The following is an 18,529-nucleotide window of genomic DNA, read 5'->3' as shown; positions in this document are numbered from 1 at the left end:
AGTTCGGGTTAATGGGCCTGTGCTCGGGTTAATAGGATGATCAGAACCGGAATGCTGCCCGCACAGCTCGCCGGAGGCAAGCGCTTTTTATCCGTGTTTCTGCGGCCTCACGGTGGGCCCGGCAAACCTGTACAATGCCGGCTTTCGTTTCGCCGGCGCCTCGCTGGCCCCACATCGACAGGTTTGTTTCTTGATCTCCACCGCCAACATCACCATGCAGTTCGGGGCGAAGCCCCTGTTTGAAAACGTTTCCGCCAAATTCGGCAACGGCAACCGTTACGGCCTGATCGGGGCCAACGGCTGCGGCAAGTCCACCTTGATGAAAATCCTCGGTGGCGATCTTGAGCCCTCGGCCGGCCAGGTCATGCTGGAGCCCAATACCCGGCTCGGTAAACTGCGCCAGGACCAGTTCGCCTACGAGGACTGCTCGGTGATTGATACCGTGATCATGGGCCATGAAGAGCTGTGGAACGTCAAGAAGGAGCGCGACCGCATCTACTCCCTGGCGGAGATGAGCGAGGAAGACGGCATGGCCGTGGCCGACCTGGAAGTGCAGTTCGCCGAGATGGATGGCTACACCGCTGAATCCCGGGCCGGCGAATTGCTACTGGGGCTGGATATCCCGCTGGAACAGCACAACGGACCCATGAGTGCCCTGGCGCCGGGCTGGAAACTGAGGGTGCTGCTGGCCCAGGCTCTGTTCTCCGATCCCGACGTGCTGCTGCTGGACGAGCCCACCAACCACCTGGACATCAACACCATCCGCTGGCTGGAGAACATCCTGGTGGCTCGCAACAGCACCATGATCATCATCTCCCACGACCGCCACTTCCTGAACAGCGTGTGTACCCACATGGCGGACCTGGATTACGGCGAGCTGCGCCTGTTCCCGGGCAACTACGACGAATACATGACCGCTGCCACCCAGGCCCGCGAACGCATGCTGGCAGACAACGCCAAGAAGAAGGCCCAGATTGCCGAGCTCCAGCAGTTCGTCAGCCGCTTCTCGGCCAACGCCTCCAAGGCCAAGCAGGCCACCTCCCGGGCCCGCCAGATCGACAAGATCCAGTTGGAGGAAGTGAAGCCCTCCAGCCGGGTCAGCCCGTTCATCCGGTTCGAACAGGGCAAGAAGCTCCACCGCCAGGCCGTGACTGTGAAAGATCTCTACAAGGGTTTCGGTGAGGAGTGTGTGCTGTCGAAGCTGAACTTCCAGATCGAAGCCGGCGAGCGGGTCGCCATCATCGGCCCCAACGGAATTGGCAAGACCACGCTGCTGCAGTGCCTTGCCGGCGCCTACACCCCGGACAGCGGCGAAGTGAAGTGGACCGACAGCGCGGAAGTGGGCTACTTCGCCCAGGACCACACCGCCGACTTTGCCGAGGATGACACCCTGACCGACTGGATGGCCCAGTGGACCAAGGGCGGCGAACAGCTGGTGCGCGGCACTCTGGGACGCATGCTGTTCTCGGGCGATGACATCGGCAAATCCGTGCGGGTGATCTCCGGCGGCGAACAGGGCCGGATGCTGTTCGGCAAGCTGATCCTGCAGAAGCCCAATGTGATGCTGATGGATGAGCCGACCAACCACCTGGACATGGAATCCATCGAGGCGCTGAATCTGGCGCTGGAGAACTATCCGGGTACACTGATTTTCGTGAGCCACGACCGGGAGTTTGTTTCTTCGCTGGCGACGAGGATCATAGAGTTGAAGGCTGATGGCGTTACGGACTTCAGTGGTTCCTACGATGATTACCTACGGAGCCAGGGGTACGTCTGAGCCCCAGGCTTGGGTGCAGCCAGTCCCACACGCCCGCTCCAACCTGTGAGCGAGCCTCCAACAGAACAACGGACACAGAACAATATGGTCGAGACCGAGATTATTGCCGCTACCCGCAAATGGGTCGAAGACGTCGTTGTCGGCTACAACCTTTGCCCGTTTGCCAAGCGTGAGCTGGTGCACAGCCGAGTGCGTTTCGTGGTATCCGAGGCGGAAACCGAAGACGGGCTGCTGCAGGCGCTGCACTCGGAACTTCAGCGGCTGGAGGACGAACCGGAGATCGAGACCACCCTGTTGATCCATCCGGGTGTATTGCAGGCGTTCGGTCCCTACAATGAGTTTCTGGATGCCGCCGATGGCTTGTTGGCGTATCTGGAGATGGAGGGCGTTTACCAGATCGCCAGTTTTCATCCGGAGTACCGGTTTGAGGGTACCGAGCCGGATGCGGCGGAAAACTACACCAATCGGTCACCGTTTCCTATGCTGCACCTTTTGAGGGAAGCCAGTCTGGAGGCGGCGATTGATGGTTATCCGGATGTGGATGGAATACCCCGAAGAAACATCGAGTTGATGGATGAATTGGGCGCGGAGAAGATGCGGAGTATTCTGCGTTCGTGTCTTGGTGAATCAACTCCCAGGGGCTGAATAGATGGGACTGCTTTTCGAACAAATTGATAGTCAGCCTTCAGTGATCGGTGAGATCACGCTGCGCCGGCGCCGGATTCCGGCGATTGGGGACCGGGACATCTATGAGGTGAAACTGGGCGAGGAATTTCTCATGTCCAGCATGTTCGTGGATGCCGAGGTAGCCCTGGCCGACATCGGGCTCGCGGAAACCGAGGGCGAAGACCTTAGCGTGGTCGTGGGTGGCCTGGGGCTCGGTTACACCGCCGTGGCGGCGCTGCGGGAGCCGCGGTTGGAAGAGCTTTTGGTCGTTGAATACCTCGAGCCCGTGATCGGCTGGCACCAGACGGAGCAGGTGCCCCTGGGCAAGGACCTGAACGCCGATCCGCGCAGCCGCTATGTGCATGGCAGCTTCTTCGAGCTCGCCGTGGCTGATCCGGAAACCGGGGGCTTTGATCCGGAGAATCCCGGCAAGCAATTCGACGCCATTCTGCTGGACATCGACCACTCGCCCCGGGCCCTGCTGCACGATTCCAGCGCCAGCTTCTACACCGAGCCCAATCTCCGCCTGATGGCCCGTCAGTTAAAGCCCCGGGGCGTGTTTGCCATGTGGTCCAACGAGGGCGAAGACGCGGAATTCATGGCCGTGCTGCGGGCGGTGTTTACCGATGTCGCCTGTCATGTCGTATCCTTTTTCAATCCGTTCCAGAACAGGGAATCGTTCAACACCGTGTATGTGGCCCGCAAGCCGGGCTAAGAGCCGGAGTCTGTATGCCTGTTACTACACACCGCAGCCGACCCTTCAGCGCGGATCAGCGCCTGCCGGAGACGGACACGCCGCCGGAGGTCCACGAGCCGGAGGTCGCCGGTGCCCTGCTGGCGGAATTCATTCACCGACACCCGCGGCTGATGATTCTTACCGGTGCTGGCGTTAGCACCGACTCTGGCATTCCCGATTACCGGGACGGCGACGGCGCCTGGAAGCGCAAGCAGCCGGTCCAGCACCGCGCATTCATGGAGGATAGGCAGACCCGCCAGCGCTACTGGGGCCGGAGCCTGATCGGCTGGCCGGTGATGCGCAATGCCACGCCCAACCCCTCGCATTTTCACATCGCCGACCTGGAGCTACTGAATCACAGCAACCTGGTGGTCACCCAGAACGTCGACCGACTGCACCAGAAAGCCGGCACTCGGGCGGTGCTGGACCTGCACGGCCGGGCCGACGAGGTATTGTGTATGAGCTGCGGCTACCGATGCCCGCGTGACGAGGTTCATGATCGTTGTGCAGACCTCAACCCGGGATTCCGGCATTACACCGCCACTACCGCGCCTGACGGCGACGCCGATCTGGACGTGGATTTCTCGGAGTTCCGGGTGGCCGGTTGCCCGAAATGCCAGGGTATCCTCAAGCCGGACGTGGTTTTCTTCGGCGATTTCGTGCCCAGGCAACGCGTTAACGCGGCTCTGGATGCCCTGAAAGCCAGTGACGGGCTGCTGGTGATCGGCTCGTCACTGATGGTCTATTCCGGATTTCGCTTCTGCCGTTACGGCAAGGAGTGGGGCAAACCCATGGCCACCCTGAACCTCGGCCGCACTCGGGCCGAGGCACTGGTGGACCTGAAACTCAACAGCCGCATTGGCGAGACGCTTCAGGCCGCACTCGATAAGCTCTGAGGGTTCAGGCAAAACCCAGGGTCTTGCGCCACTTACGCAGCAGGAAGTTGGTGTCGTGCTGCCAGGGGTGGAAATCCGGGCGGAAGTAGTCCAGGTATTCCGGGATGATGGCGGTAAACATGCCCTTGCGGCCCCACAGGTGGTTCAGCCCCCTGGCCCAGGATTTCAGGTTGGCAAGCTCTCCGTCCTCGCGCATCAGCTCGGCGATGAACGCGTGGATGGCCACCAGCACCAGAACCGTGGCCAGTGCCATGGTGCCCATACGAATGGCGTAATCGGCGGCACCCTTGCCGTAAACTTGTTGGTAAGTGTTGAAGGCCACCGCCTTGTGTTCGTTCTCTTCAATACAGTGCCAGGCCCAGAGCGTGCGCATGGTGGGGTCGATCGCCTCCACCAGATCTTCACGCCTGAGCAGCTGCGCTGACAGAATGCCGGTGAAGTGCTCCAGGGCCACGGTGCCCGCCAGGTGAACACGCCTGCTGCTGAGCAAAGGCAGGTCTTTCACCGACAGAAAGCCCCGGGTCCAGCCTTCCAGTTTCTTGATGTCAAAGCCGTGATTGATGGCGCCCTCGTTAAAGTGGCCGTGTTCCTTGGCGTGCATGGCCTCCTGGCCGATAAAGGCGCTGATGTCCTTTTGCAGCTGGGGGTCCTGTACCTTGTCCCGCACCGCGCGGACGCTGGCCACGAAATACCGCTCACCATCCGGAAAGAGTGCCGATAGCGCGTTGAAGAGATGGGTCATGAACGGGTCGTTGTCCACCCAGTGACGGGGAACATTCTCAAAGCCGAAGTCCTGACGGCGAACGGGAAAAGACGCGGTTACTGCTGACATGATAAAAGCCTCGATCACTGAATGACTCACAGACAGACATTACGGGGCTTCACTGGAATTTGTCCGGTTAGAAGGGGACAGATGGTTGTCTGTAGCCGGCAAGCAATCGGGAGGGGCTGAAATGGTCAGGAAGGGAGCCGACGAGGCGGCAGGGCCGCCCCATCGGCAAACGGCTCAAACCAGGTTGTAGACGAACACCACGACCACGGCGACCGGTGTGATGAACCGAAGGGTTACGAACCACAGGTTGAACATGCCGGGTGACAATGCCAGTTCCTGTTCCATGGCTTCCCGCGACATGATCCAGCCGGCAAACAGCGCAACCAGCAATCCACCCAGCGGCAACATGATGTTGGCGGTGAAGAAGTCCAGCAGGTCGAAAATGGTCTTGCCTTCGAGCATCGGGATAAAGCCCAGGGGCGTGAAATCGCTCCACAGGTTCAGGGACAGAATCGAGGCAATCCCCAGGGCCCAGCACACGAAGCCTGCACCGAGCGTGCTGACGGTGCGGTTCAGGCCATTACGCTCCTCCAGCCACTCCACGATGGGCTCCAGCAGGGAGATGCCCGAGGTCCAGGCGGCAAAGATCAGCAGCACGAAGAACAGGGTGCCGAATAGCGAGCCCATGGGCATCTGGCCAAAGGCCAGGGGCAGGGTCTGGAAGATCAGGCCGGGGCCTGCGCCGGGCTCAAGGCCGTTGGCAAACACAATCGGAAAGATCGCCAGGCCGGCCAGCAGCGCTACGCCGGTGTCAATGATTGACACGGTGATGGATGTGCGGGCGATGGAAATCTTCTTGGGCAGATAGGAGCCGTAAGCCATCATCACCGCCATACCCAGGCTCAGGGTGAAGAAGGCGTGGCCCAGGGCCACCAGAATGCCGGAGGTCGTGAGCTTGGAAAAGTCCGGCTGGAACAGGAACGCAGCGGCCTGTCCGAAATGGCCGGTGGTCATGGCATAGCCGACCACAATCAGCAGCAGCACAAACAGAGCCGGCATGAGGATGCTGACTGCACGCTCAAGCCCGGACCGGACGCCGCGCATCACAACCACCATCACCAGGGCCATGAACAGGGTGTGCCAGGCGAGCAGAGTGGCCGGGTCGCCGAGCAGGCCGGAGAAAATGGCACCGACGGCGTCCGCGGACTGGCCCGAAAGCTGACCGCTGGCGGTCGTGCCCACGTAGGAGATGGCCCAGCCCCCGATCACGGAATAGAACGAGAGAATCAGGAAGCCCGCCAGAATGCCGAGGGCGCCCACCAGCTTCCAGGCTGGTTTCAATCCGTCCCGCTCGGCAATCAGGCTCAGACTCTTGACCGGGCTGCGGCCGCCCCGGCGACCGATCATGACCTCCGCCATCATGATAGGAATACCGATGGCAGCAATACACAGCAGGTACACAAGAACGAAGGCGCCGCCGCCGTTCTCACCGGTCACATAGGGAAATTTCCAGATATTGCCAAGGCCGACGGCGGAGCCGGTGGCGGCAAGGATAAAGGCAAGACGTGACGACCAGAGCCCGCGCTTGGCATTGGCGCCTTCGAGGGCCCCGGAATAGCTCGCGGAATCTGAGGAAGTAACAGACATACAGATCTCCTGGAATACTTGTTGTTGTGTCAGGGGTTGGTGAGGGGGCAGAAGAGAGTTTCTGCCCCCGCAGTGGTGCGCCGGCCTGTAATCAGCCGACGCGGGCCAGCGGATCGGGCGCCAGCCCGGCTCCGGCGGTGTGCTTCTGGAACCGTTCCTCGGCCAGCTCGTTGGCGATTTCCCCGGTGGGGCGCCCGGAACGGTCGGAACGATTGAAGATTTCGGTCAGCGTGTCGCCGATGGTGTCCACGTGGGCGCGAACCGTCTCCGGTGTGGCACCGGTGCGTTCGTAGAAAACGTCGATGATGCCGCCGGCGTTGATGGCAAAGTCCGGCGCATAGAGAATGCCCCGATCCCGCAGCATGGCGTCGTGCTCCGGGTGCTCCAGCAGATTGTTGGCAGCGCCGGCGATGATGCCCGCCTGCAATTGGGGAATACTGTTGTCGTTCAGGACCGCTCCCATGGCACAGGGCGCCACCACGTCCACCGGCAGGAACAGGATGTCCTCGGCGCTGGCGGGGCGGGCGCCAAGCTGGTCCACGGCCCGGCGCATGTTGTCCTCGTGGATGTCATAAACCCACAGCTCGGCGCCGGCCTCGGCCAGGTGCTTCGCCAGCCGGAAACCGACATTGCCAATGCCCTGGATGGCCACCTTCAGGCCTTTCAGATCGTTGCGTCCCAGTTTGTGCTTCACGGCAGCCTTCAGACCGATGAACGTGCCATAGGCGGTTGCCGGTGACGGGTCGCCGTTGCTGGGGTTGCCATCAAAGCCCGTGCGTGAGGCTATGCCTGCAACGTAGCGTGTGTGTCTGCCCATGACCTTGAGGTCCGGTACGCTGGTGCCTGAGTCTTCGGCGGCGATGTACTGGCCGCCCAGGCTTTCCAGATGGCGCCCCATGGCTTCCATCATGGCTTCGGTCTTGTGCTTGCGCGGGTCGCCAATGATCACGGACTTGCCGCCGCCCAGGTCGAGGTTGGCGAGAGCCGATTTGTAGGTCATGCCACGTGACAGGCGCAGCACGTCGCGCAGGGCTTCTTCGTCTGAGGTGTAGGGAAACATCCGACAGCCGCCGAGGGCAGGCCCCCGGGAGGTGTTATGAATGGCGACGATGGCCTTGAGCCCGGTTTCGGGATCACAGAAAAAAGACAGATGTTCGTGGTTATCGAACTCGGGATGGCTGAAGAGCATGGTGAAATCCTCCCCCACTTGACCGGATCTCGGCATGAGCGGGTGTCTTGTTCTTGTCGACCGGCTTGTGGCCGGCGTTCCGATTTCAGGTGTCCGCTATTCCGATGGGGATCGCCCTTGGAATGGTGCCCTTGTGGGACCGGACAGAGTCAAACTAGCGACATTTAACGTTAACGTCAACATGCAAAAGCGAACGATTAGACATCAGTGTCATATCAGGTGCCGGCTTATCGTGAAACGTTTCGACCAGTTATAGGGTTACGGTTGTTGAGTGATTTATAATCAATAGATGTCAGCGACACTCAGTTTGCTGAGAGGAGGCACATCATGAAACGCCTTTTCTATCTGGTGGACTCCATCGACAGTCTGGAGGACATCTCCAACGATCTGCATCAACGTGGAATCACCGATTGGCGGTTTCACATTGTCAGCAAGGACGAGGCCGGTCTTTACACGCACAGGCTGCACTCGGCCAGCGTACTCGACCGCACCGATCTGCCCCGGTTTGTTGAGCGCGGCATGATCATAGGTGCCCTGTTCGCGCTGTTTTTTGTGGCTCCGCTGGCGGTGTGGGGCGATCTTGGCTGGCCGACGGCGGCGTTTGTCGCGATCGGCGCCTTTGCCATTATCGCCGGTGGCTGGCTCGGTGGATTCGGCGGCATCAGTACCGTGAACTACCGCATCCGCAAGTTCCATGGCGAAATCGAAGCGGGCCGCCACCTGGTGATGGTGGACGTGCCCAAATCGGACATGGAGGAGATGAAGGAGCTGATGGCCAGGAATCATCCGGAAGCCAAACTGCAGGGTGCTGGTAGCAGCTTCAACAACCCCTTCGCTGCTGGTGACGGACGCGTTCACGTCGTCCATTAGTCGCAGGCCGGTGGTTTCTTCGGGAACTACCTATACGCGTACCGGGGAAACTGGCCTAGTTTCCCCGGATGTCTGTCGCTTCCTATCCTTATCAGCTTCAGCCGGCCCGGGTACGGGTAGAATTTTTCCGGCTGCTTCCCATCTCGATGTTCGTGGTGGCGTTTGGTGCGGCGTTCGGTTTGGCGGCGACCCAGAAAGGCCTTGAACCTCTGCAGGCGATGCTGATGAGCGCCACGGTCTTTGCCGGTGCCTCCCAGTTTGCCGCCGTGGATATGTGGGGCGCCGAGGTAGCCCTGCTGCCGATGATGGCCGTCGTGTTCGCCATCAATTCCCGCCACCTGCTCATGGGCGCTTCGCTGTACCCGATGCTCCGGGAGGTCTCCCCGGGTAAACGCTACGGGCTGCTGTTGCTGCTGACGGACGCCAACTGGGCAGTTTCGGCCCAGGAATACCAGAGCGGTCGTCGCAACCTGGAAGTGATTCTCGGCGGTGGCCTGGCCCTCTGGCTGGCGTGGATTCTGGGCACCGGCCTGGGCGTCTACTTCGGTGGCCTGCTCCAGAACCCCAAAGCCCTGGGCCTGGATATGGTGCTGGGCTGCTTTCTGCTTGCCATGGCCCTCGGCGGTAAAAAATCTCCCAGGGTGCTGGTGGCCTGGACTGTTGCCGCTCTGGCGTCCCTTGCCGCCTGGAAATGGCTGCCAGCGAACACCCACGTGGTGGTAGGCGCACTGGCCGGCGGCGTGATCGGATTTTTCTGGCTGGACAAACCGCCAGGTGATCGCCATGACCATTGAAACCACCACCGGCGGAATCCTCCTGTTGATCGCCATCATGACGGCGGTCACGCTGGCCACCCGTTTTGGCGGCGTGTTCATCATGTCGTTCGTGAAGATTAACCCGCGGATCGAGAGCTTTATCAACACCATGGCCAGCTCGGTACTGATCGCCATCATCGTACCGCTGGCGTTCAGCGGTGATGCCGGCGCGGTGGCAGCTCTCATGGTGACTGCGGTGATCATGCTGGCCCTGCGCAAACCCCTGCCGGCCATCGCCGCCGGCATAGCTGCTGCCGGGGTGGTTCGCTACCTGGGGGTCGCCAGTCTTTAGTATCTTCCAGCCGAAACTTCTGGCTCCGGAGTATGAAACAGGCGGGCAGATCCTCCCAAAAAACGCTGTGAATACGTCCCTGTACGCTTGGCTCCGCCATCCCTGGCTACGCACATTTTTGGGAGGATCTGCCCGCCTGTTTCCCGGAGCTATTCGGAGTATTCCGGCATCGGATTGGTGTTTCTCAGGGCGAGTTCGCCGATGCCAGGAAGCTTGACGCCAAGGGCCAAGGGGTTAACCCCGAAGGATAACCCCAGAAGATTCAGTTCCAGCCCCTCGCGAACCCCCGCCAGCAGACCGAAATAGCCTCCTAGAGACAGCTGGTAACCGGCGCCTCCCGGAACCTCCGCGACGATCTGATCGCCCAGGTAATCCTTGCCAATGGCATGGTTGGGTAACGCAACATCGAGACCTTCCACTTCCCGAATGACCCAGGCCACGAAGGTGTTGCTGTTGGGGCCGGGCCAGGCTTCGTATTCGGTGGGGTAGGGGTAGGACTCGACCGCCTGATAGATCTGCGGAATCAGTTTTTCGGCGTCTTCGCCCCGGATATCCGCGTACAGCTCCGGCCGGGCGCCATACCAGTGCCGGTCCGGCTCACCAGGGCGAGAATTCACCACGTAGTTCCGCCAGCCGGTGACTTCGTGTACCCGGTAGTGGCTGGCACCCTTTTCCTTGGTGGCGATCCAGGTATGGACGGCAAAGTACCCTCGCCAGCTCCACGCCCGGGCCCCGTAGACCTGAATGATCGCTTCCTCCGCTTCCGAGGGCAGAGGCGCGATGCCGGCGCTTTCCCGGGTTGCGGTATGCCAGCTTTCTGCACCGTGGAGCGTGCCGCTGGCGGCGAGAAGCAGCGGCCCGGAGAGTAGCAGCAGGATGGCGCCCAGCATCCAGCCGGTGTATTTCAGCAGTGGCTTCATCAATCCTGTCCAAAAAAGGCAAACCCATGGGACCCGGTGAACACTGGGGAGTTCCCCCGGCCTGAATGAATCGATCTGAGATACGTGAGCCTGCCCCGTGCGGATGAGCGCGAGCCCCGGGGCCCTGGTTTGCTGCCTGCTGGCTTGTCTTCTAGGCTCAAGGGTACAGGCAACCGTTTTTTGGAGGCTTCTATGTCAGACCATCACGTCTACAAGAAAGTGGAAATTGTCGGCTCATCGAAAACCGGGATCGAAGACGCCATTGAAAACGCTCTGGCCGAATGTGGCAAGAGCGTGAAGAACATGGAGTGGTTTGAAGTCACCGAGACCCGGGGCCACATTGTGAACGGCAAGGTGGGCCACTACCAGGTGGTGCTCAAGATCGGTTTCCGTATTGCCGACAGCTAGCAACCATACGGAACGCTAGGAGGCCACAACCGATGTTCTGAACCGTGGATCCCCATGGAGGTGTGACATGGCTAAAGAACAACAGAAGTCTGAACGAACCGCACTGTTGCTGGTGGACATACAGAACGATTTCTGTGAGGGGGGCAGCCTGGCTGTTCCCGATGCCAGCGACATCCTGCCCCCGGTCAACAAGCTGATTTCCAAAGCGCAGGCGGCGGGGCAGACCATAATCGCCAGCCGGGACTGGCACACGGTGGATCACGCCAGTTTTGAGGCCCGTGGTGGGCCCTGGCCGCCCCATTGCATTCAGGACACCCCGGGCGCGAAGTTTCATCCGGAGCTTTTGCTTCCCGACGACGCGATTCGGGTGAGCAAGGGCACCGGATTTGATACTGACGCCTACTCTGCTTTTGATGGCACGCAACTCGGTAATTTCCTCAGCCGGCGCGGTGTCCGGCACCTGACCATTGTGGGGCTGGCGCTGGATGTCTGTGTCCGCGCCACGGTGCTTGACGCCCTCGACAAGGGCTTCTCGGTCGAACTGATCGAGGCAGGCACCCGGGCTGCAAAGCCCGAAGAGGCGCAGGATATTCTCGAAGAGCTCCAGCTGGCGGGCGCATCGGTTCACTGATTGGCTAAAGGAGGATGTAGGTGATTCGGCAGCAAGATCTTGCCCTGATGGTGGATCTTTACGAGTTGGCTATGGCCCAGGCCTATTGGTCGGAAGGCATGGCGGACGAGGCTGTGTTCAGTCTGTTTTTCCGGGAGCTGCCGGAGCATCGCAATTTCATACTCGCCTGCGGCCAGCAGCGGGTCGCGGAGGTAATCCGGGACCTGCGGTTCACCCGGGACCACATCGACAGGTTGCGGGAACTGGACCGGTTTGAACCAGAGTTTCTCGAGTGGCTCGCCGGTTTTCGTTTCAGCGGGACTATTCGTGCGGTCGATGAAGGCACGCCGCTCTTTCCCCAGGAGCCGTTTCTTGAGGTAAGGGCACCGGTGGCGGAAGCGCAGCTGCTCGAGAGCCTGGTGATGAACTACGTGCATCTGGAGTCGGTTCTGGCGTCGAAGGCGGTGCGCGTGAGGTTGGCCGCCGGGGAGTGCCCGGTGGTGGATTTCGGCATGCGCCGAATGCATGGGCTGGATTCGGCGCACCGGGGCGTGCGCGCCTACCGACTGGCCGGATTGTCCGGAACCAGTAATGTCCTGGCGAGCCTGGACTTCGGAATGCCTGTCAGCGGCACCATGGCCCACAGTTTTGTCCAGTCCCATGACGAGGAGATGGCGGCCTTCCGGGTTTACGCGAAACTTTACCCCGGCACCACACTGCTTGTGGATACCTACGATTCCCGCCGGGCGGTAGGGCGAATTGTTGAGTGGCTCCAGCAGGAACCGGACGTGGACATCGGGGCCATCCGCCTGGACTCCGGAGATCTCGGTGAGGAAGCCGCAGATTGCCGGAAGATTCTTGACGACGCAGGGTTCCACCGGATCAAGATCCTGGTGAGCGGCGGTCTCGACGAATACCGTATTGCCGCCCTGAGGGAAAAGGGCGCGCCCATTGATGGCTTCGGCGTTGGCACGGCTATTGGTGCCGCCAGCGATGTTCCCGCCCTGGAACTGGCCTACAAACTCACCGAGTACGCAGGCAGGCCCAGAATGAAGAATTCCTCCGGCAAGACCTCCTGGCCCGGTGAGAAGCAGGTGTTCCGTCAATACGATGCCGATGGAACGGCAACCGGTGACATCATTGCCGGAGCCCATGAAACCTTCGACGGTGAACCGCTGCTCAAGCCGGTTCTGGAAGCGGGGGAACTGACGCCCGGTGCCATTGCGCCCCTGGATGAACAGGTGCAATCCGCTTTCCGGGCCATTAACGCCCTTGCGCCGGAGCTCCGTGGCCTGGAGCCGGCCAGGCCCCATCCGGTGTCCTTCAGCGATTATCTGCGTCGGTTGCAGGCCGACACCCTCAAAGAAGTGAGTCGCTGATCTGCCTGGCCACAGGCAGCGACCGGTTCAGGACTGACGGATGGCCCGTTGCCGGATGGCGGACACCAGCCGATTCATGTGATCCCGGGCTTCGCCCTCATGCAATGTGTGGCATTTGTCCTGCAGTACGCGTCGGTCGTGGCTTGAAGAAGCGCTGTTGACGTCCTTGAGCAGGTCGAGGTACTGACAGGCGGCCAGATGGGCCTTGATCTCGGTGTCGATCAGCCGGGTTACCAGTTCATCCACAGCCTCATGACAGAAGGGACGATTGCGGTTGAGCAGATTCCGGGCCTCGAGGGCCGCATTGCGTGCCTCCAGTCTCAGCTCGCCGGCGGCTTCGCCAGACTCCACCGCCCGCAGGAACAGTCCCAATCGTTCGTGCAGGTGCCACACCTGGGGCCAGATCTTGCCGTAGGCGTCCATTTCGGTTCGGTAGTGCGCCTGATGCAGCGGATGGGCACCGCCGTTGCTCGCCGTCTCCGGGCCGTGATTGAACTGGGCCACTCGCAGGTCGTCCACCTCGCGCCAGAGCGTGTCGGCTCGTTCCCGCAGGGCATCCAGTCGTTGCTCATGGCGCCGGCGCGCGCCCGAGATCATCGCCAGGGTAATCAGTGCAATCACCAGGGCCGCTCCTGCCATCAGAAGCGGGATCTGACCAGCTGCGAGCAGGCCGCCCAGGGGCTCGGTTTCCATGTTATCGGACCCTCTTTCAGTTCCGGTTCCGGTCTTTCAGTATAGAAGCTACGGCGCTGGCTGCCGAAAAGGCAGGACCGATCGGGCGTCGTCGAAGTAGGCCTGAACGTGGTCGGCTTCCTCCCGCGTGAAGTTCCCGATGGCCTCCCGGAAACCGGGGTGAAGAATGCCGTGCCAGGAATGGGTAATAACCGGCTCGAATCCCCGCACCAGTTTGTGTTCGCCCTGGGCGCCGGCGTCTATGTGGTCCAGGCCGAGTGAGAGCGCCAGCTCGATGCCCTGGTAATAACAGGTTTCGAAGTGCAGGTGGTTGTATTCGTCCAGGCAGCCCCAGTAGCGGCCGTAAAGGGTGGTTTCGCCTTCCAGGAACAGGGCACCGGCGATCATCTCGCTGTCCCGAACCGCCATGATCAGGTGCAGGTGCTCTGGCAGCTGTTCACGTAACTGCTCGAAGAACGACCTGTTCAGGTATGCCCGCTGCCCCCGCTTCAGGTAGGTGGCCTGGTAGAACACATGAAAGGCCGCCAGTACGTTATCCGGGATGTCCCGGCCGGAGAACCGGGCGAAGGTGATGCCCTGTTCGGCCACCTGCCGACGCTCCTTGCGGATGGACTTGCGTTTGCGGGAGGTGAGGGCGGCCAGGAAGTCGTCGAACTCGCGGTAGCCGTGGTTGTGCCAGTGGAACTGACAGCCGATCCGGTGCAGGGCCGGCTCGTATGCCAGTAGCCGCTGGTCGGCGTCATTCGGGAACAGCAGGTGCCAGGAATGGGCTCCCAACTGTTCGGTCAGGGTGCCCAGCAGGTCGTGCAGCTGTTCCGGCGTGAGCTGACTGCGCAGCTCCGGCTCCAGCAACAGTCGGGGACCTGCAGAGGGCGTGAAGGGAATGGCTATCAGCAGCTTCGGATAGTAATCGAGGCCGTGGCGCTGATAGGCATCGGCCCAGGCCCAGTCGAACACGTACTCGCCCATGGAGTGGCTTTTCAGGTAGGCGGGAGCCACCCCCACTATCCGTCCGGCCTTGCGGAACACAAGATGGCTGGGCGCCCAGCCGGTGGCTGCCGTGGTACAGCCTGAGTCCTCGAGCGCCCTGAGAAACTCGTAGCGCAGAAAAGGGTTACCCCGGCCCGACAGGCACTGCCAATCCTGAGGCGGTATGTCGTGGATGCTGTTGCAGGTTTCCAGGGTAAGGGCATGGTCTGTGTTTGCAGGCATGGCAGGGCAAGACTCCTTGAACGTCCTGATACCTTACGTCAAAACCCGCATTCTGATCATCCCGGCCGGTGGCGAAGTTGTTTCGTTTGTTGCTCTGGAGGCCGTTGCTGGCTGTGTAAAGGTTCTGCAAATGGATCGGGCTGCCGCGCCGGAGACCGCCACCGGCGTGTTAGACTTCAGGCAGCGAGGCGTGGGACCGGGTCTGGTGCCCCGCAGTGTGGGAGAAAGAGGATGCAGAGCAGGGTATTGCTGGTTGAGGATGACGCCGAGCTCCGGGAGCTGCTGGCCCGCTACCTCACCAACCAGGGGTTTACCGTCCGCGAAGCCGCCAACGGGCGAGACGGCCTGGCACTGGCCTTGGGCCAGGATTGCGACATTGTCGTTCTGGATATCATGCTGCCGGATATCAGTGGACTGGACGTGCTGCGTGATCTGCGTGCCCGGACACATCTGCCGGTGGTCCTGCTGACAGCCCGGGGCGACGAAACCGACCGGATTGTCGGCTTTGAGGTGGGCGCCGACGATTACATTCCCAAGCCCTGTAATCCCCGGGAGCTGGTGGCAAGACTCCAGGCGCTACTGCGCCGGATTGCCTGGGACCAGAAGGCAGAGGTTGATGCCACCCGTACCTACGGAGACCTGCGCGTGGAACCGGCCCATCGACGCATCTACCAGAACAACGAGCCGATGGACCTTACCGCAACCGAGTATGAAGTGTTGCAGGTGCTGTTGGCGCACGCCGGCAGCGTGGTGCGCAAGACCGACCTGATGCAGTGGGCTCTTGGCCGGCGGCTGGAAGCCTATGACCGCACCCTCGATATGCACATCAGCAACCTGCGCCGCAAGCTCGGCAGCGACGAACCGCCCCGGATTGAAACGGTGCGCGGGCTCGGCTACAGCTATCGGGTGCCGGAATGAGACGACGCGTTATTTTCCCCCTGTTCTGGCGCATCTTCCTGTCCATCTGGCTGGCCATGGCGGTAACGGTGGTCGCCAGCAATCTCGCCACCCGCATGCTGCTGGACCAGGAACGCCAGGCCATTGAGCGCCAAGCGGGTCTGCGCGGGCTGGCCGAACAGGCCATTGCCATTCGGGAGGCGGGAGACCGCGGCGAGGCCTGGCGTTTCCTGAAGGCCGAAGGAGAGCGCCTGGAGCTGCATCTTGTTCTGATTGATCAGGATGAACATGATGGCAAGCTGCCGTCCTTCATTCGTGACCGCATGGAGTCTGGCTGGTATCCCCAGAAGCCGGCTGTTCTTGAGGTCGGCCAAGGGTACCGCCTGGTGGCCTGGCCACGGGTGCAGGGGCCGGGCTGGTTGAATCCGCGATTCTTCCGGGCCATCGAGTTCGGGCTGGCCTTCGTGATGATTTCCCTGGCGTGCTGGTGGATTGCCCGTATGGTCTCGCGCCCCCTGCGGCACATGGAAACCACGGCCCGGGCGATTGCCCGGGGTGACAATAAACTCCGGGTCAGCGAGAACATCGCCCGGCGCCGGGACGAGGTAGGGCAACTGGCGGCGGCCTTTAACGCCATGACCGAGCAGCTCTGCAGCCTGCTTGAGCGGCAAAAGCACTTGCTCAGGGACATCTCCCACGATCTGCGGACGCCCCTGGCAAGGCAACGTGTTGCCATAGAACTGGCGAGCGACTCGGGGCCGGATGACGAGCTGTTGGCCAGTATCCTGCGCCAGAACGAGCGGCTGGAGACCATGACCGGGCAAATCCTGACGCTATACCGGGTAACCGAGGCTGGCGGCGATATCGAGCGGCAACCGTTGCGACCGGTTCAGGTGGTCAACCAGGTGCTGCACGATGCGGCGGACTATGCCGAGCAGCAGGGCGTGGATTGTCAGCTGGTGGTCTCGCCGGAATCCTCGGGCACCTCTGTGCTGGGCGATGAAGGGCTGCTGCGGCGGGCCATCGACAACATCCTGCAGAACGCGCTGGACCACACGCCACCGGGCAAGGTGGTCCACCTGAATGTGTCGGTGGCAGACGGCTGGCTTGCGCTGGCGTTCGATGACCAAGGGCCGGGCGTCCCCCGGGAGCTGCTGGGCCATCTTTTCGAACCCTTCTATCGGGCCGACAAGTCGCGGGGCGGCAAGGGCTGGGGGCTTGGGCTGGCGATCGCCCGGGATATCGTGTTGGCGCACGACGGGCAGATTGAAGCCGAGGCCGGGCAGTGGGGTGGCCTAAGGGTGACGCTTTGGCTTCCGGTGTTCTTCTCGGGCGGTTGATTCGCGCGCCTGATCGCCGGGCTTCAGCTCCGCGGCGCCGGAAAAGTCGATACCCTCCTGCAGCTCGTCCTCGTCAAAACGGATACCGCAGGCCGCTTTGCGAAGCTTTGCAGGTTGTGCGGTGCCAGGTGAATTGTATTCGTCTTCGGAGGCCATAGGTCGTTGTCCATGAAAAAAGATTACCCCGTGCCGGCAGGATACCTTGAGCGTGAAACGGAAGTGAAGAAAAGCCGTTTCATTGCCCGGGTCGCGCCCGTGGGTTCGCGGGACGAAGTAAAAGACTGGCTGGAACAGGCGCACAGGGACCATCCCGATGCACGTCATGTTTGCTGGGCCTACCAGATCGGCCGCCCTGGATCCGCGGCGGAGGCAGCCATGAATGACGACGGCGAACCCAGTGGCACCGCCGGCAAACCCATACTGTGGGTCATCCAGCACAAGGACATGGGGGATGTCCTGGTGATGGTAATCCGCTATTTCGGAGGTATCAAACTGGGTGCCGGGGGATTGGTGAGAGCCTATGCCGGCGCTGCGGAAGCGGTACTGTCAGCCGTTGAACGGGTGGTCCAGACGCCCATGCTGGAGGTTAGCGTGACCCTGACGTTCGCCGATGAGCAACCCCTGAGGCATTGGTGCGACATGCAAGGGGCGACCGTGGAGTCGGTCGAGTACGGCGAGTGGGTGCGCGCCAGGGTCCGGGTGCCGGAACACCTGCAGGACGCTTTCACCGACTTCTGTCATGCTCAAAAGCTGGATTACAGTTTGGCAAGGTGACGGATCCCGGGGGCATCGCACTGCGTTGTCAGGGCGTATAGTGGAAAAAAGCAACAGGCACGAGCGAGGACAGACAAGATGATGCGTTTTCTGATACTGACAATGTGCGTGATCGCGATGACCGGTTGTGCCAGCAACGTGGTGACCGATTACAACTCATCTGTGGTGTTCGGGAATTATTCTTCCTGGGCTTTCGCGGATAACCAGAGTTCCTCTTCTTTCACGTCACTGGATGGCAGTCGGATACAGCAGGCCATTGAACGGGAATTAAACCGTAAGGCTCTCCGCAAGACGCCGGTTGCCGAAGCCGACCTGCTGGTAAACTGGCAGATTGTTACCGAAGAGCGCCTGGAGCAAACCGGGCTTGGCCTTGGTTTCGGTTTCGGTCGTGGTAATTTCGGCTGGGCCCTGTCGGCACCGCCACCCGTGCGTGAGGTTGAAGAAGGCAAGCTGGTGGTGGAGCTGGCAGACAGCGAAACCAAGAACGTGGTCTGGCGCGCGGCCAGCCGCCGTTACCTGAACGAGGATCAGTCGCCTGAGACCCGGCGGAAGTTGATCGATGAGGTGGTCGCCGAGATGTTCAGCAAGTATCCTCCCGGCCTTGACTGAAGCACCAGGCAAACGGTGATGAGTGGG

The 18,529-nt window shown here is 61.3% G+C and carries 20 protein-coding genes; 14 read left to right on the top strand and 6 right to left on the bottom strand.

Annotated features, from left to right (window positions below; genetic code table 11):
* Positions 1–190: 190 nt before the first annotated feature.
* From BM344_RS05725 to BM344_RS05710, 4 genes are all read left to right on the top strand, one after another.
* Positions 191–1,777 carry an ABC-F family ATPase gene (locus BM344_RS05725; RefSeq protein WP_091990835.1) on the top strand — a complete coding sequence of 529 codons (1,587 nt, stop codon included), beginning with the start codon at positions 191–193 and terminating at the stop codon, positions 1,775–1,777.
* Between the two features lie 84 nt (positions 1,778–1,861).
* Complete coding sequence (locus BM344_RS05720; protein WP_091987061.1) at positions 1,862–2,422, top strand: DUF1415 domain-containing protein; 561 nt, start codon at positions 1,862–1,864, stop codon at positions 2,420–2,422.
* Positions 2,423–2,426: 4 nt separating this feature from the next.
* Positions 2,427–3,158 carry a polyamine aminopropyltransferase gene (locus tag BM344_RS05715; protein WP_091987059.1) on the top strand — a complete coding sequence of 244 codons (732 nt, stop codon included), beginning with the start codon at positions 2,427–2,429 and terminating at the stop codon, positions 3,156–3,158.
* A 14-nt stretch (positions 3,159–3,172) separates the two neighbouring features.
* Entirely contained in the window at positions 3,173–4,075 is a 903-nt protein-coding gene (locus BM344_RS05710; protein WP_091987057.1) for an NAD-dependent protein deacetylase, read from the top strand.
* A gap of 4 nt (positions 4,076–4,079) precedes the next feature.
* Here BM344_RS05710 and BM344_RS05705 read toward each other — a convergent pair whose 3' ends face one another.
* The 3 genes from BM344_RS05705 to BM344_RS05695 form a co-directional block, all read right to left on the bottom strand.
* The gene (locus tag BM344_RS05705) at positions 4,080–4,907 is read right to left on the bottom strand and encodes a metal-dependent hydrolase (protein ID WP_091987054.1); all 828 of its coding nucleotides are present in this window, start codon (positions 4,905–4,907) and stop codon (positions 4,080–4,082) included.
* A gap of 174 nt (positions 4,908–5,081) precedes the next feature.
* Positions 5,082–6,494, bottom strand: coding sequence for a sodium-dependent transporter (locus BM344_RS05700; RefSeq protein WP_091987053.1), 1,413 nt, complete (start codon positions 6,492–6,494; stop codon positions 5,082–5,084).
* A 91-nt stretch (positions 6,495–6,585) separates the two neighbouring features.
* A complete protein-coding gene (locus BM344_RS05695; RefSeq protein WP_091987050.1) occupies positions 6,586–7,683 on the bottom strand; it encodes a Glu/Leu/Phe/Val family dehydrogenase in 1,098 nt (365 codons plus the stop codon).
* A 327-nt stretch (positions 7,684–8,010) separates the two neighbouring features.
* On the opposite strand from BM344_RS05695, the gene BM344_RS05690 reads away from it, so the two are divergent.
* The 3 genes from BM344_RS05690 to BM344_RS05680 all read left to right on the top strand — a co-directional run bounded on the left by BM344_RS05690 (position 8,011) and on the right by BM344_RS05680 (position 9,660).
* On the top strand, positions 8,011–8,553 hold the full coding sequence (locus BM344_RS05690; protein ID WP_091987048.1) for a hypothetical protein: 543 nt from the start codon (positions 8,011–8,013) through the stop codon (positions 8,551–8,553).
* A 68-nt stretch (positions 8,554–8,621) separates the two neighbouring features.
* Positions 8,622–9,347: an AzlC family ABC transporter permease gene (locus BM344_RS05685; RefSeq protein ID WP_091987046.1), complete on the top strand. Its 726-nt coding sequence runs from the start codon at positions 8,622–8,624 to the stop codon at positions 9,345–9,347.
* Positions 9,337–9,660 carry an AzlD family protein gene (locus BM344_RS05680; protein WP_091987043.1) on the top strand — a complete coding sequence of 108 codons (324 nt, stop codon included), beginning with the start codon at positions 9,337–9,339 and terminating at the stop codon, positions 9,658–9,660. Before BM344_RS05685 ends, BM344_RS05680 begins: the two co-directional genes overlap by 11 nt.
* A 149-nt stretch (positions 9,661–9,809) precedes the next feature.
* On the opposite strand, the gene BM344_RS05675 is transcribed toward BM344_RS05680, so the two are convergent.
* Positions 9,810–10,580 carry a DUF3750 domain-containing protein gene (locus tag BM344_RS05675; RefSeq protein ID WP_091987041.1) on the bottom strand — a complete coding sequence of 257 codons (771 nt, stop codon included), beginning with the start codon at positions 10,578–10,580 and terminating at the stop codon, positions 9,810–9,812.
* 192 nt (positions 10,581–10,772) lie between these two features.
* Between BM344_RS05675 and BM344_RS05670 the strand changes: the two genes are divergently transcribed.
* The 3 genes from BM344_RS05670 to BM344_RS05660 all read left to right on the top strand — a co-directional run bounded on the left by BM344_RS05670 (position 10,773) and on the right by BM344_RS05660 (position 12,977).
* Positions 10,773–10,988 (top strand): dodecin, encoded by a 216-nt coding sequence (locus BM344_RS05670; RefSeq protein ID WP_091987039.1) that lies wholly within the window; start codon positions 10,773–10,775, stop codon positions 10,986–10,988.
* Between the two features lie 67 nt (positions 10,989–11,055).
* Positions 11,056–11,619, top strand: coding sequence for an isochorismatase family protein (locus BM344_RS05665; RefSeq protein WP_091987036.1), 564 nt, complete (start codon positions 11,056–11,058; stop codon positions 11,617–11,619).
* Between the two features lie 20 nt (positions 11,620–11,639).
* Complete coding sequence (locus BM344_RS05660) at positions 11,640–12,977, top strand: nicotinate phosphoribosyltransferase (protein WP_091987033.1); 1,338 nt, start codon at positions 11,640–11,642, stop codon at positions 12,975–12,977.
* 27 nt (positions 12,978–13,004) lie between these two features.
* Here the strand turns inward: BM344_RS05660 and BM344_RS05655 are convergent, their stop codons facing one another.
* Both BM344_RS05655 and BM344_RS05650 read right to left on the bottom strand, forming a co-directional pair.
* Complete coding sequence (locus tag BM344_RS05655) at positions 13,005–13,670, bottom strand: hypothetical protein (protein WP_091987031.1); 666 nt, start codon at positions 13,668–13,670, stop codon at positions 13,005–13,007.
* Positions 13,671–13,718: 48 nt separating this feature from the next.
* On the bottom strand, positions 13,719–14,882 hold the full coding sequence (locus tag BM344_RS05650) for a GNAT family N-acetyltransferase (protein ID WP_091987028.1): 1,164 nt from the start codon (positions 14,880–14,882) through the stop codon (positions 13,719–13,721).
* Between the two features lie 231 nt (positions 14,883–15,113).
* On the opposite strand from BM344_RS05650, the gene BM344_RS05645 reads away from it, so the two are divergent.
* The 4 genes from BM344_RS05645 to BM344_RS05625 all read left to right on the top strand — a co-directional run bounded on the left by BM344_RS05645 (position 15,114) and on the right by BM344_RS05625 (position 18,502).
* On the top strand, positions 15,114–15,800 hold the full coding sequence (locus BM344_RS05645; RefSeq protein WP_091987025.1) for a response regulator transcription factor: 687 nt from the start codon (positions 15,114–15,116) through the stop codon (positions 15,798–15,800).
* Positions 15,797–17,119, top strand: a complete 1,323-nt coding sequence (locus BM344_RS05640) for a sensor histidine kinase (protein WP_091987023.1) — start codon at positions 15,797–15,799, stop codon at positions 17,117–17,119. The genes BM344_RS05645 and BM344_RS05640 overlap by 4 nt, the downstream gene beginning before the upstream one ends.
* A gap of 168 nt (positions 17,120–17,287) precedes the next feature.
* Positions 17,288–17,893, top strand: a complete 606-nt coding sequence (locus tag BM344_RS05630) for a YigZ family protein (protein WP_091987018.1) — start codon at positions 17,288–17,290, stop codon at positions 17,891–17,893.
* A gap of 81 nt (positions 17,894–17,974) precedes the next feature.
* On the top strand, positions 17,975–18,502 hold the full coding sequence (locus tag BM344_RS05625; RefSeq protein WP_208603413.1) for a DUF4136 domain-containing protein: 528 nt from the start codon (positions 17,975–17,977) through the stop codon (positions 18,500–18,502).
* The last annotated feature ends 27 nt before the right edge of the window (positions 18,503–18,529 follow it).

This window comes from Marinobacter gudaonensis (assembly GCF_900115175.1).
In the GTDB taxonomy this organism is placed as follows: Bacteria; Pseudomonadota; Gammaproteobacteria; order Pseudomonadales; family Oleiphilaceae; genus Marinobacter; species Marinobacter gudaonensis.
Note: the sequence above shows the minus strand (reverse complement) of the source record. Positions and strands in the feature narration are given on the sequence as shown.